Origin of the sequence: Eubacterium aggregans, from assembly GCF_900107815.1 — a bacterium.
GTDB classification, from domain to species: Bacteria; Bacillota; Clostridia; order Eubacteriales; family Eubacteriaceae; genus Eubacterium_O; species Eubacterium_O aggregans.
The window spans coordinates 17,855-31,596 of the sequence record NZ_FNRK01000017.1 but is presented as its reverse complement, the minus strand read 5'-3'; the positions used below and the strand labels follow the sequence as shown (position 1 = coordinate 31,596).

Genomic DNA, 13,742 nt, shown 5'->3' with positions numbered 1-13,742 from the left:
TCCCCCAGGCGCTTTTTGTATGTTTCGACGTGATTCTTTCTTAACGCCGGCAGCTTTTCTTTTTAGAGAACCACCAGCCAAAGAGCACCACCGTACCAAGGACTGCCAGAACCGCACCATAGATTTCCGCTGTCCCTTTTGGGGCCGGCATCCAGCCTGTTCCCGGGTTTTGGGCCTCTAACTTTGAGCCAGTATCCAGGGGGTTACTCCCCCCTGGGGTGGCCGGTACCTCAGGCTTCGGTTTTTCCTCCACTCCCCCCAGATTAAATGCTTTAAAGGTATACCACTCATCGGGATGCATCACACAGGGCCCCAGGGAAAAGGTGGTAGGATAATCGGACGAATGTCCGGTTTGGTTGACATAAAAATCCCACTGGGCTATGGACAAGGACACATTCTTTGCCGTGCCATCCCCTTGGATCAGCCGAGCCCGTTTTAAATTCCCCATGCCCTGGTCAAAGAGCACATTAAACTGGGTAGGGGTGGCACTCAGCCAGGTCCCCTCGGGCAAAAACTTCTTCAAGGCAATGCGCTGGGTTCCCTCTGTTCCCTCCACCTCCAACAGCAGATCATCAGCCAAAACCCGCTGATTCTGCAGGGCCAGGGTTACCCCGAAGCTGTTCACCGGTTCCGCTTTTAGGAAGATGGGATAGTTCACCCCCTTCAGGGGAAGCCACTGGACCATCTGCCGACTGCCCTCGGTTTGGGGAACATCGCCGATGGATTTTTTTAAGGGTATCACATAATAAAATGTCAATTTAGCCGCATTACTTTTATCCCCATCCTGGCGTCTGAGCCAAAGGATTTCTGCAGCCTCCAAATCATTGCCAAGATTCAGGTAATAATCCCCCCGTTCATTCTGATAACACTCGGACAGACCCATCCAAGGGATGTCGCCCCCTAAACGGGCACCAGTTCCACCGCCCGTCAAAGCAACCCGCATCTGACTCAAAACCTGGGGTGTGAAGCCTCGGAGGGATAAACGGGACACCCGATCATCGATATGGAAGGTATTGTCCTCCACTTCACTGGCCGACAGCTCCCGATAACAATCGAACCGGCAGAGTTCCTCCCCCGCACCATAGGGTGATCCCATGGCTACCCGCAGGGTCTGGGGATAGGGACCATAGCCATCCGTAAAGGTCTCGATTTCCAGGGTTTCAAGACTCCCCAGGTTCACTGCGGACAGGTCTCCATCCTCCAGAACCATGACCTCTGGATCCGTTACTGAGGCAATGCTACAATCGGCCTCCAGGCTGCGTTCCCCGCCGCTTCCGGTAATGGTAAGGGTTAGTGGACTCACATATTCTGAACCATCATCCCAATCCTCACTGACATTGCCATGGGTAAAGGTAATGTAATAGGGCACCCCCTTGGTATACTGGCAGTCCGGCATCATCTGAATATTCCCACTAATTTGGTTGTATCCCAGGGTCAGGGTACAGTTTGAAATCTGATGATTGGCCTGTCTGCTGCGTTCTTTTGTAAAATAATTATCACCAATATCCGCCGCTTTGGCACTCCCTGCCTGGGCAGTAACCGCCGAGTCCTCCATTTCCAGGTGGTGCCCCGGCTGAATACCGGCGTAGTCCCCACTGCCCGCAGCAGATAAGGTCACTCCGGTAATCTTTAAATTGCTATAACCGTTATCAATTCCCGGGGCACCCCCTGCGGCTTTTACCGTCAGCTGCCCCGGACTGCCGTCGGCAGTACCGCTTTGAATAGTCAGCGTATCATTGCCATTCACTAGAATCCCCGGACGATCTTGGGTTCCCCCGCCGCCAGTGAGGGTCACACGCCCTGTGATGGACAGGGTGGATGTTCCCCCTGTCGCCTTTAACACCGGGGTATTATCCCGGCCGGTAATATCCACATTCTTCAGGGTCACCTCTGCCCCCGTCCCCATTTCCAGGGACAGCCCCGTAAAGGACCGGGGTACCTCCCCGCCATCTAAAACAACCTTCCCCTCGAGATGCAGGGTTTTCCCCTGGAAATCCGTCTGGGTCATTTGGGACAGATCCACGGTGAGGGTATGCCCAAAGGACAAGCCCAGTACCGGGTCCGTCCCCGGAAAATCCTCAATCCCCCTTGGCACAAAGGTATTATCCTTCACCGGGCCATCCCCGCCATTTTCCAGGATGATTAAAAGTGGTGCAGAGTACCAGGGGGTCTCTGCGGCTTCCCCACCAAAGTGATAGCCTGCCGAAACTCTGAGAGAATTGGCAATATACCCCTGGGTGATGACACTCTTATCCAGGTCGTTATAGGTTATGGCATTGGCATTGAAAAGGTTCTGGTGGCCATCCCGGGTGGTGGTATTGGTATAGAGCAGCGGCCCCGGCAGATTTTCCACATAATCCGAGGTCAGCAGGGCTTTACAATTCCCCAGCTCCGTTAGGCCTCCACTCGTCACCAGCCAATCTAAAAACCGTACCCCCCCCATCCTGGTTCCAGGCGGCCTCTGCCAAAGGGCGCAAATCCCCCTGGGAATCGATGAGCTTAAACTGTCCGGTGGTATCCTCCGCCGGATAATCCGCACTATGAATAAAGGTATCCTCATAGGGATATCGCCCATCCGTTTTCCGGTGGGTACAGGTAAACAGGGTGCTTAAGGTATCCGCCCCCTGGGCAATGAAGTATTCCTTTTTATTGGCATTTAAAATAACCCCATAGCCCTCAACCGTCTTCCCGCTCCCCCGGTCCGGATTATGCAGTGCCAGGCTCTGCTTAACCCCCTCCGGGTCCGCCAGTTCCGTAATCTGGCTGTGCTCCACCTCGGCATTAATGGCCGTGGCCACCGCATTGTACCGGGTGAGGTACTGTTTGTTATAGAGTGGATCATTCTTTAGGGCCGATTGATAATGGTAATACTCACTGTCTAAAAACAACAGCCGCTGGCGTACCCCCACCGTGTACTGGTACATGGCGTACACAGGGTCGTGGATCTGATGCTCAAAGGGATAGCCGTTTCGGAGTACCCGCTCCCCGGCTGCCAGCAAGGTATCCGTCCCCTGATCATCGCTCATGAGGGCATTGATTCGGCTGATCTTGCCATCCAGATCAGCCCCCTCTTCCCGATTCGCCCACTTTTGGGCATGCTCCTTGTTCTGTTCCGGTGTGGACTCATCTGCGCTATCAAGAATTTCTTTGTAATCTGTATACAGAAGGTTGACTTGGTTATCGATGGTCTTGACCTCCGACATCATCTGGGAATAGCTCTGCATATCCACCTTCCCTTCAAGGGCTTTGATGGCACTTTGTAACTCCCGATCCTCTGAGGCAATCTGGTTTTCAATGTCCACCAGAGACCCCTGGATGGCATCAATCTTAAGCATCAGCTCCTCATTGAATTTTTCCTTCTGGAAATCCCCCATGATCCCCGCATACACGTTAATGGGGTCCGATATCTTTTTAAACACATCGGCGTAGCTGGTGTTCTTCAGGACCAGTCCGGCGACCTCCGTCAGCTAGACCACACTCACATTACCGCCCTGGAGATCATCCCCTTTCCCAGGCTGCACCTCCTCTGCGCCCACCGCTGATATACAAAACACAAAGCATAGTACAGCAGCCAGGACAGAAACCATCACTTTCTCCACTCTCGATTTCATCACACCCATCCTTTCTCATTTGATGTATAGGATATCTTTATTAATACTATCACGTTTTTATCTTTTATACAATTTCAAAACACCCAATCTTTCTGGAAATCAACGGGATTTTATAGATACATCCCCCTCATTTCTGATATAATCAAAAAAAAACGAAAGAATTCGCCCATGAAACTCTCCACCCTCCGCTACTTCGTCACCGTTGCCGATACCCAAAACATCTGGAAAGCCGCCGCCCTCCTCTTCAACTCCCAGCCTAATCTGTCCCGGGCCATCCACAGTCTGGAAGCCGAGCTGGGTACCGAGCTCTTCGAGCGCACCCCCAGAGCATGATTCTCACCCCTGCCGGTCAGGATGTCTACTACTACGCCCGATCCATCGTGGACCAGGCCGATACCTTATCAAAGCTCCACACCGATGCCAGCACCCCCATTCAGAAAAATCTGCGTTTTGCCATCGCCGTCCATTTCTCCCCAGAAGACCCCCTCTTCCACGAAACCACCATTGACCCCCAACGCCTCAGCGGCTACCGCCTTGTCCGCACGCCCCCCGATTACTTCGGCTACCTCTCCTGGGGGCACCTCATTGAACAATACAGCTTCCCCCGATTCAACCAAACCCTCACCATCAGCCAATACCACACCATCGTCCGCTTCCTCCGCACCCCCGGCAACATCCTTATTGGCCACACCCTCCAAGCCCAGGAATTTGAAAAAGCCGGCATCCAAACCCGCCCCATCCGCGGCAGCCAAGGTCAGCTCACCCTATCCAGCGTCCACCACAACCACAACCAACACACCATCCCCCCCGAGGCCAAAGTCCTCCGAGCCGCCGTCCTGAACTACTACCAGCAGCTCCCCTGATACCCAAAAAGCATCACGTCGCCCCCCACCCCCGGTATTCGCCTTTTCCCCCAGACCTTGCTATACTAGAATCAACTTAAAAACGATTCTAAATTAGGAGGAAAAATCATGAAGGGTACAAAATTTTTATCGAGTAAAGCCATATTAGGGATTGTGACTGCAGTGGCTGTGGTGGTGACCGTGGCGGGGAGTTTTGCGGCTTGGGATAAATTGAGTGATAATGCAGATACGACAACCCCACTTGCAATGAGACAGGCTGTAGAACTAGTTGCTACCGATGCAGCAACTTTATCTTCCACACATAACACAACCTTAGACACCACAACAACTACCGATGTCGTTGGTACCGTACAATTTAATGTCACAAACTGGCCCACTAATAAAACAGCTACTCTTAGTTTTACACCAACTGTTCAATATCGCACTGGAGACACCGGTGATTGGACATCCTTTATATCAACTACTGATTACACAATTACAATAAAAAAGGATAATATTGGTAGTGATTTATCTTCATCTGGAGATACAACATATGCTGGTTCTGGCAATTATACTGTAACCATTAGTTTTACTAATGAAGCAAAAGCTCACGTGTTAGGCAATAATATTCAGGTATCTGTCTTGGGTACCCTATCCGCACTCAAATAAATGTAAAAATTAATCTGTTTGAAAAAAGCCATCTCCGGATGGCTTTTTTCAAACTACAACTGCGGCGGCATCACCACAACCCAAGGCTGTCCGCCAATGGTATCCCAGTCATTGCGACCTCGAGACGAACAGGCACAGCCTGTCCGTCGAGCGGGAGCAGGACTGCGATACCAATGGCGAACCGCCGACGCTTGCCACCGTAGTTACGTTGCCGCCCAGCAAGGTCACGCTACACGCCCTTTACTGAAAGCTAGCGGCACTTGAGACTCTTTTAACTGTAAGTTCTCATCAATTGCCCGCAAGTATGCCCTTCGTCACGGCTTTGCCGTGAACTTTCGGGCCTTTTAATCGGAACACAATTAAAGCGGTTTTTCTTATTTTTCCTGCGGAAAAAAAACCGCTTAAATTGCGAACCATCGGGTACCGGGGGCTATTCGCTTACGCTCATAAAATAGCCCCCTATGCCTTTGCTTCATGCTATCGCATTTCGCAAAGTCAACCGCGATGGTCCCGCCACTGTACTTACTCGGTTAACCACTCACTCGATTGGAGCTACTTAATCTTTTTATTTGAGTTGCAATACAATCATTCTTTGATTTTCCTTTTGGAGGTATACCTATGACCATTACCCAAACCCAACGCTTCCAAAAACTAAAAACTGGCATCACCTCGGTCCTCATCCTCCTGGTGGCCCTCTACACCCTCCTGGCCGTCACCATCCCCGACCGCCTGGCCACCTGGATTGGCTACCGCCCCTATATCATCCTCACCGACAGCATGAAGGACACCCTCCCCCCCGGCACCCTGGTCATCGACCGCACCATCACCCTGGACACCTTCCACACCCTGGCACCCGGGGACATCATCACCTTTAAGGTCGATGACCTCCGGGAGGGTGAAATCTTCACCCATTACTATCGAGAACTCCAGTCCACCCCGGACGGCCTCTGGGTCCGGACCCAGTCCGAAATCTCCGACCGCTACGACGACTACAGCACCATCCCCACCGACGTCATCGGCACCGTCGTCCTCATCATCCCCTGGGTCGGCCGCTTCATCCTCTTCTGGAAAAGCCCCTTTGGCATCATGGAGCTGGGCATCCTCGGTATTATCTGGGTGGTCAACACCCTGGTGTGGCGACGTCTGGACGCCGCTGAGCACTTCGAGCAAGGGGATCTGTCCCTGCCCAAGCCCCTGCGTCTGGACGATATCCACCTCCAGGGGGGCGAACTCCAGGGCGTCCTCATCAACCCCAATGCCCAGGCCCTCACCGGTGCCATGATGGAAGTGCGGGTATGGTATAAAAAACAATCCCAGGCGGATTACCACCACCTCCGCCAGCCCATGCCCCCCATCCCCGCCAAGGGCAAACTCAAATGGCACTGGCCCTTTGAAAAGGCCGGCCAAATTGTCAATTACCGGGTTATCATCACCCCGGCTGTTCAAAAAATACAAGAAAGAGAGGCACTCCCATGCGTCGATTCCGTTTAAACACACTCATTTTATTAGCCATTCTTGGCCTATGCCTGCTCATTTGCGGCTTTTCCATTACCACCACCTACTACGCCTGGGACCAGCTCACGGCCACCGCCACCGGGACAGTGTATTTTCCAGCTACCACGGATACAACTGCTCCATAAATTTAATGCGATGATCATCCTAAGGGTGTATAATAGAAAAAAGAAACAGGAGGTTACGACCATGAGTGATTTATTTAGTGATGGATTAGATAATTTAATGAAAGGCCTGTCAAACCTACTCCCCAAGGATGACCCGACCATGAAGTTTTTAACCGCCCGGGGGACGGTGGTGGAGCTGAAGAAAAAAACCGAAGCCCTCTACGCCGAAATCGGGAAAATGGCCCTGGCCCGGGACGGCGATACCGCCTATGGGGAAACCGCCGTGCAGCTCCGGGAGCTTTTATCCCAGATGGCAGAAGCCCAGGCCATCATCGATGCCGCCAAGGGTGAAAACGGCCAAAGCTTTAAGGATCTGTGCGAAACCACTACCTGCAGCGCCTGTGGACACAAGAATCCCGGGGAAAATAAATTTTGCAGTGAATGCGGGACTCCCCTGGGTCCACAGGACTGTCACAAGTGCGGTCACACCAATCCTCCAGGAACAAATTTCTGCGGAAATTGTGGTGCCAATCTACAATAAAAAAGTTTTTTAACTTTAATGTAAATAGTAGTAGCTTTTTGTTGATAAAGGTGTTAGTATTTGTGGATATCAATATATGAAGTACGGAGGAATGAAAGATTTAAAATGGGCACAATGACGACACTCCGACAGCGCATGAGTCGGATGAAGAGTGATTTGCACAAGATTCCTGAAATCGGTGAGGAAGTTGAAGGATCTTTGATCCGTCTGGGATTTAAAACGTTGAAATCCCTGCACGGTGTCAATCCAGAGTCGATTTATGAAAAGGAATGCCTCACCCGAGGCCGCTGCTTAGATCGCAATCGACTTTATAAGTACCGCTGTGCGGTATATTTTGCTAACACGGAAAAACCCGATCCTGAAAAGCTGCATTGGCTTTATTGGAAGGATGAGTAGATTCTAAACGCACCGTAAGGGTGCGTTATTTTTTTAAAGAATAAATGCCAAGTATTTCTTTTTTTTCCAAAAAATGATATAATTTGAAAAAAGGATGAGGGGTGAGGGGAATGTCTACCCAATTTTTCCATAAAGTCATTATTTTTTTGCTTCTGATTTTGATGCTTTTATTTTCTGACTTTATCTGCATAACCAATCAAAGGACTGTAAAGGCAGCGCCACAAACCCTCCGTGTTGGATATATCGATTATGCCAACTTTATCGAAACAGAAATCGACGGGAGCTACTCCGGCTATGGTGTGGATTACCTCAACGAAATTTCAAAGAAAACCGGATGGAAATACGACTATGTCTTTGATACCTGGCCCAATTTGCTGGCCCGACTCCAATCCGGAGACATCGATTTAATTGCTTCGGCCCAATATTCCGAGGACCGGGCAGCCACCTTTGATTTTTCCAATACCCCTATTGGGAAAGAATCAACCCTCCTTTACACCGCTGCAAATCGTTCCGATATTTATTACGATGACTACCCTGCCATGGCGGGCAAACGGGTTGGCCTGCTGAGCGACAGCTACCAGAATAGTACTTTCTTCGATTACGCCGCAGCCCATGGCTTTGGCTTCATTCCGGTTTATTATCCCAGTGATGCTGAAATGATGGAGGCCCTGAATGACGGCGCCGTTGATTTACTGGTAACCGGTAGTCTTTCCTTTCATCAGGAGCTAAAGCTGGTGGGACAGTTTGGCTCTGATCCTTTCTACTTTATGACCCAAAAGAATAACCAGGCCATCTTAGATCCCCTTAATGCCGCTATGGCCACCATCCAAAGTGAAAAGCCCTATTTTGAATCGAATCTCTACAAAAAATACTACAAAGCCTTATCAAACTCGACCACACCCTCCTTTACCCGGGAGGAAGCCGAGTATATCCAAACGGCTCCGGTTTTAAAAATCGGAGTTATTCCCAACTATGCTCCTATGTCCCAATATGCCAATGGGCTCTTTAGTGGAATTAATATTGATTTTGCCAATGCCATCCAGAAAAAAAGTGGCCTTCTCTTTGAATACCTTCCTTTAGCCATTGGCGAGCGGCCAATTGAAGCTTTGGATTCTAAAAAATGCGATTTGATTGTCGGCGCTAACCGCACCGAAAAGTATTTACAAAATCCCGCGTATATCTTAACGGATAGTTATCTGAATATTAACTCGGTTTCTGTGGGGCGTACTGGAGAGACGGTGGATTGTAACGATGATTTGACAGCTGCCATTCTAAGATCCTATCAATCCCTGGAAATTTACCTCGCCACCCATCGTCCCAATTATAAGATTCTGTATTGTGATAATCCCGGGGATGCCATGGATGCGGTTAAAAGTGGTAAAGCCGATATTACTTTGATGAACAATTACATGGCGGATTATATCCTTCAGAATCCACACTATGATGGCTTGTCGGTTAATACGGCTTTATCCTACAATGAAGAGCCTGCCATAATCAGCCGAAACGATGCGGATGCTACTCTGATTTCAGTGCTCAACAAGTCCATCAATAGCTTTAGTACCGCAGAATCTGAGGAGATTATCATTGCCAATACCATTGCCCATTCTTATGATTATTCCTTCACCGATACCCTTTATAAATATCGGAGTGCCTGGTTTTTTATTTTGTTTTCCATTGCTTTGGCGGCCTTCTTTTTTTACCTCTTTAAACAGCGGACCCAACAAACACGCCTTCTCCAGGAAGAATCTGAAAATTTACGCCATCGGGCTGAGTGTGATGCCTTAACCGGTCTTTACAATAAAGAGACCTTCTATGCAAAAACGGCTGAACTCATCCACCAGCATCCTGACCAACTTTTCTGTATTATTACCCTTGATATCGAACGGTTTAAAATCATCAACGATCTTTACGGTATTGCAGCGGGGGATGTTCTCCTCCAAAAGCTTGGACGGTTCATCGAGGGCAACGCCCCGGGACAGCCCTTTATCACCTCCCGTCTGGATTCGGATAACTTTGCCATCTGCTGCCTTTGGGAAGAGAAAAAACTCCCCGATTTCCGCCAGCATCTTCGGGATTTTTTAAAGCACTATCCTTTGAATTTCAATATTACCAGCCGCTGTGGCCTGTACTTTATCCAGGACCGGGATACTCCAGTACATCTGATGTGTGACCGGGCGAACATGGCTGCTGAAAAGGTGCGCGGCAGTGAGCTGTCCCATTTAGCCTTTTATGACGACGCCCAACGGGATAGCCTTCTCCAGGAGCAATGGATTTTAAATGAGATGGAGCACGCCTTGGCCTCTGGGCAATTTTGTGTGTATTTTCAACCAAAATATCAGGCAAAGAGCGGCCAAATTACAGGATCAGAGGCCCTGGTCCGATGGATCCATCCTGAAAAGGGAATTATCTCCCCTGGGGCCTTTGTTCCTTCCTTTGAAAAAAGCGGCTTTATTGTTAAGTTGGATCGATTTGTCTGGACGGAGACCTGTCGAAAGCTACAGGAATGGCAGCAGACCGGAAAAGCCCTCTACCCTGTCTCCGTTAATATGTCCCGGATGAACCTGTACAATGACGATATCTGCCAGGTTTTCAAGGATTTAACCACCTCCTTTAATATCTCCCCGGAGCTCCTCCAAATTGAGGTGACGGAGACGGCCTATATGGAAAATCCCCAATCCCTGATTCGGACTATGCGTCAGCTTAAAAATTCAGGGTTTACTATTTTAATGGATGATTTTGGCAGCGGGTATTCCTCCCTCAACATCCTCAAAGATCTCCCGGTGGATGTCCTGAAAATCGATATGCGCTTTATCCGGGATTTAGAGGATAACCCCCGGAGTGAGCCGATTCTCAAATCCATTGTCCAAATGACTAAAAACCTGGGGCTTTTAGTCATCGTGGAAGGGGTAGAGACTAAGGCCCAGCTGGATTTTCTTATTGCCATTGATGCCGATGAGATCCAGGGTTTTTATTTTTCAAGGCCCTTACCCGTGAAGGAATTTGAAGCTCTATTGTGCTGATCTCTTTGATTTTTTATTCTTTTTTGATGAAAATCATGATATACTTAATATAAATTAATGTTTTATTAAGAAAAGGAGTGATTAGTCTATGGTGTGGAATCTTGTGGGGGAATGGTTATCCCTAGCTATCATTATTGTCATCAGTCTATACTCAATCCGAAGCAGCTATGCTTTTTCGATTCGGGACCGAATCTTTAATATTAGCCTTTGTGTTATTCTTTTTTCTATCCTCTGCACCTTGGCCTCCACCTATATGCTTTATTCCTACGATACTCTGCCACTATGGCTGGTTACCGGAACCACCACTTTGTATTTTGCCATGACCCCACTTATTTCTGTTGTTTATTTTTATTATACGGCTGCTGTACTCCGATATAGCCAAAATGCCAGAGGCATCCATCCAATCTGGCTTTTTTGCTGTTTTCCCTATCTGCTTTATCTTGCCATGGTCCTGACCAACCCCTGGCACAACCTTATTTATACGATCCAACCCGCTACCGGTTATACCCAAGGATCGGCCATCTTAATCACCTATTTGATTTTTTATGTTTACTGTTTGGGTTGCCTGTTCCTTACCCTTCTGATGCATCACCGTGTGGAGCGGCGGGTAACTGCAATACTCCTTGTCTTTCCACTCATCGCTTTCATCTTTATCTTTCTGCAAAAGTTCTTCCCCACGATTATTTTAACGGGAAGTGCCTCGGTTATCTCTGCCTTGATTTTATACCTCTACCTCCAGAGCACCCGCCTTTCGGTGGACCCCTTGACCGGGTTATTAAACCGCAATGTTTTTTTAAAGGCGGCGACGATGGTGATCCAGGCCGATAAGCCGGCCTGTGCGGTGGTGGTTTCCCTCAATGATTTCAAGAATATCAATGCCCATTTCGGACAGGCTGTCGGGGATGCATTACTGCGCCAGGTTTCCCTTTTTCTAAAATCCGTCCTCGATGATATCTCGATTTATCGAACCAGCGGTGACCGGTTCACCTTTATCCTCGCCGAAAAGGATCTTCCCCGGACAGAGGCTCTGATTCACACCATCCACGAACGGTTGGAGCACACCTGGCATACCCATAATGTGGAATGTCGTTTGTCCGCTTCCATCGCCATCGCCGATATTGCCTATGCCGAGGGTTCTCTGGAAACGGCTATCCGAAGCACGGAGTATGCCCTTGCCGAATGTAAGAAGAATCCAGAGATGGTCTATTGCCGCTACGAGCCCCATCTCCGGGCGGCTGAAAACCGACGGGCCGCTGTTAAAAACGCCCTGGAGGATGCCCTGGCCAAGGATGGGTTCCAGATTCTCTACCAGCCCATCTGGTCCGTGGGGGCCCAGCGTTTTACCCAGGCCGAGGCCCTGCTCAGCCTTCCCTTTGATGCCATTAAGCTGGATAAGGGATTGGTCTGGACGGTGATGGGCAACCCGGTGAAGGAGCATTTCATCCGACATCTGGTCCATGGCTTCCTGGCCCTGGACCGCCATGTGGTGGCCGAAGGGGTGGAAACCCAGGAACAATTAGACTACATCAGCCAATGCGGCTGCGATTTAATCCAGGGATACTTTTTCAGCAAACCCCTGAAGCCAGAGGACTGTTTGAGGTTTTTAGAGGCGCAGTAGAGTGGTGGGGTGAAGTTCGTCCGCTGAGGTTTGTGGCAATGGGGCAGCGGTTCGCAGATGGTATAACAGTCCTGCTCCCGCTCGACGTACAGGCTGCGCCTGTTCGTCTCAAGGTCGCAATGACTGGTATACCATCCACGGACAGCCTGAATTTGCTTGGCCGAACGCGATAAAATAGTAACTGCCAATGCAATCCTGAACAATCTAAATTTTCTGGAACAAGTGATAGAACGGATGCTTTCCGCGGCGGTATCCACAACCAAAGGCGTGCTGGACATATCTTTCACGTAAGTCTGCATCGGGACGAACGGGCATATATTCGAAAGCGCGCAGCGGTTTCGGTAACACACCCCGTCCGAATCCGCAAGCAGACAAAGTGAAAGCATATGTCCAGCACGCCGCCCTTATAGAGAACTATCCCTACTGCCCCCCACTGCCCTTTCCCGGGCAGTTTTTTTATTTCTAATCCATTCATTTTATCTATGGTTTTCGTCATTATTATCAATTTGTATCACAACACTCCAGGGTCTATAATGAAGCTATCAAAACACCAAGGAGAGAAACCATGTCAAAATTACATCCTATTACTGTTAGCTCTTGGACCCTGGGGGACCAATGTACCTTTGAAGAACGGGTGGCTGCTGCTAAAAAAGCTGGCTACGAAGGCATCGGCCTTCGGGCAGAAACTTATATCGATGCCCTGAACGAAGGGCTTTTCGATGCCGATATCCTCGCTATTTTAGAAAAATATGATATTGCCGTCACCGAGGTGGAATACATTGTCCAGTGGGCAGAGGATCACCGCTCCTACGAACAGAAATACAAGGAACAGCTCTGCTTCCATATGTGTGAGCTCTTTGGGGTGGCCCAAATCAACTGTGGGCTCATGGAAGACTATCCCGTGGAACACACCGCTCAGAAACTCAAAGAACTGTGCGCCCGGGCTGGCCAGTATATCATCGGAGTCGAGCCCATGCCCTACAGCGGTATTCCAGACCTGAAAAAGGGCTGGGAAGTGGTCAAAGGCGCCGACTGCGACAACGCCATGCTCATTCTGGATACCTGGCACTGGGTCCGGGCAGATCAGCCCTACGACATCCTCACCGAGGAAATGGCCAAGAAAGTCGTCTCCGTCCAGATCAACGACGCCTACGAACGCCCCTACGCCGCCTCCATCCTCCGGGATGAATCCATGCACGACCGCCTGGCACCGGGTACCGGCGCCAAGGACACCGCCGGATTCTGCCGGATGCTTCGGGAAGCCGGCGTTAATCCCAAGGCCGTTGGGGTCGAAGTCATCTCCGATGCCATCTTAGCCACCGGTGTGGAAGCCGCCGCCAAGCATACCTATGACAATGCTGTGGCCGTTTTAAAGGAAGCCTGGCCTGAAATGCTGGCAGATTAAGAAATTTTGAGGGGAGTTTTA

The 13,742-nt window shown here is 49.8% G+C and carries 13 protein-coding genes; 10 read left to right on the top strand and 3 right to left on the bottom strand.

Features of this window, described 5'->3' with window-relative positions; translation table 11 throughout:
* Positions 1–40 precede the first annotated feature (40 nt).
* The 3 genes from BLW33_RS09985 to BLW33_RS14160 are packed head-to-tail and all read right to left on the bottom strand — an operon-like array spanning position 41 to position 3,611.
* A complete protein-coding gene (locus BLW33_RS09985; protein ID WP_090308317.1) occupies positions 41–2,443 on the bottom strand; it encodes a hypothetical protein in 2,403 nt (800 codons plus the stop codon).
* Positions 2,376–3,419, bottom strand: a complete 1,044-nt coding sequence (locus BLW33_RS09980; RefSeq protein WP_090308316.1) for a hypothetical protein — start codon at positions 3,417–3,419, stop codon at positions 2,376–2,378. Before BLW33_RS09980 ends, BLW33_RS09985 begins: the two co-directional genes overlap by 68 nt.
* A gap of 48 nt (positions 3,420–3,467) precedes the next feature.
* On the bottom strand, positions 3,468–3,611 hold the full coding sequence (locus BLW33_RS14160; RefSeq protein WP_176966698.1) for a hypothetical protein: 144 nt from the start codon (positions 3,609–3,611) through the stop codon (positions 3,468–3,470).
* Between the two features lie 168 nt (positions 3,612–3,779).
* Here BLW33_RS14160 and BLW33_RS09975 point away from each other — a divergent pair, with 168 nt between their 5' ends.
* The 10 genes from BLW33_RS09975 to BLW33_RS09935 all read left to right on the top strand — a co-directional run bounded on the left by BLW33_RS09975 (position 3,780) and on the right by BLW33_RS09935 (position 13,721).
* Positions 3,780–3,944, top strand: coding sequence for a helix-turn-helix domain-containing protein (locus tag BLW33_RS09975; protein ID WP_090308315.1), 165 nt, complete (start codon positions 3,780–3,782; stop codon positions 3,942–3,944).
* Positions 3,941–4,474, top strand: a complete 534-nt coding sequence (locus BLW33_RS09970) for a type 2 periplasmic-binding domain-containing protein (protein WP_090308312.1) — start codon at positions 3,941–3,943, stop codon at positions 4,472–4,474. The genes BLW33_RS09975 and BLW33_RS09970 overlap by 4 nt, the downstream gene beginning before the upstream one ends.
* Before the next feature lie 108 nt (positions 4,475–4,582).
* Positions 4,583–5,122: a hypothetical protein gene (locus BLW33_RS09965; protein WP_090308310.1), complete on the top strand. Its 540-nt coding sequence runs from the start codon at positions 4,583–4,585 to the stop codon at positions 5,120–5,122.
* A gap of 618 nt (positions 5,123–5,740) precedes the next feature.
* On the top strand, positions 5,741–6,613 hold the full coding sequence (locus tag BLW33_RS09960) for a S26 family signal peptidase (protein ID WP_090308307.1): 873 nt from the start codon (positions 5,741–5,743) through the stop codon (positions 6,611–6,613).
* The gene (locus BLW33_RS14155) at positions 6,595–6,762 is read left to right on the top strand and encodes a hypothetical protein (RefSeq protein WP_176966697.1); all 168 of its coding nucleotides are present in this window, start codon (positions 6,595–6,597) and stop codon (positions 6,760–6,762) included. Before BLW33_RS09960 ends, BLW33_RS14155 begins: the two co-directional genes overlap by 19 nt.
* A gap of 61 nt (positions 6,763–6,823) precedes the next feature.
* The gene (locus tag BLW33_RS09955; RefSeq protein WP_207647824.1) at positions 6,824–7,282 is read left to right on the top strand and encodes a zinc ribbon domain-containing protein; all 459 of its coding nucleotides are present in this window, start codon (positions 6,824–6,826) and stop codon (positions 7,280–7,282) included.
* A gap of 114 nt (positions 7,283–7,396) precedes the next feature.
* Positions 7,397–7,678 carry a helix-hairpin-helix domain-containing protein gene (locus BLW33_RS09950; RefSeq protein WP_242911652.1) on the top strand — a complete coding sequence of 94 codons (282 nt, stop codon included), beginning with the start codon at positions 7,397–7,399 and terminating at the stop codon, positions 7,676–7,678.
* Positions 7,679–7,788: 110 nt separating this feature from the next.
* Positions 7,789–10,698, top strand: a complete 2,910-nt coding sequence (locus BLW33_RS09945; protein ID WP_090308299.1) for an EAL domain-containing protein — start codon at positions 7,789–7,791, stop codon at positions 10,696–10,698.
* Positions 10,699–10,786: 88 nt separating this feature from the next.
* Positions 10,787–12,316 (top strand): diguanylate cyclase domain-containing protein, encoded by a 1,530-nt coding sequence (locus BLW33_RS09940; protein ID WP_090308297.1) that lies wholly within the window; start codon positions 10,787–10,789, stop codon positions 12,314–12,316.
* A 565-nt stretch (positions 12,317–12,881) separates the two neighbouring features.
* Entirely contained in the window at positions 12,882–13,721 is an 840-nt protein-coding gene (locus BLW33_RS09935) for a sugar phosphate isomerase/epimerase family protein (RefSeq protein ID WP_090308294.1), read from the top strand.
* The last annotated feature ends 21 nt before the right edge of the window (positions 13,722–13,742 follow it).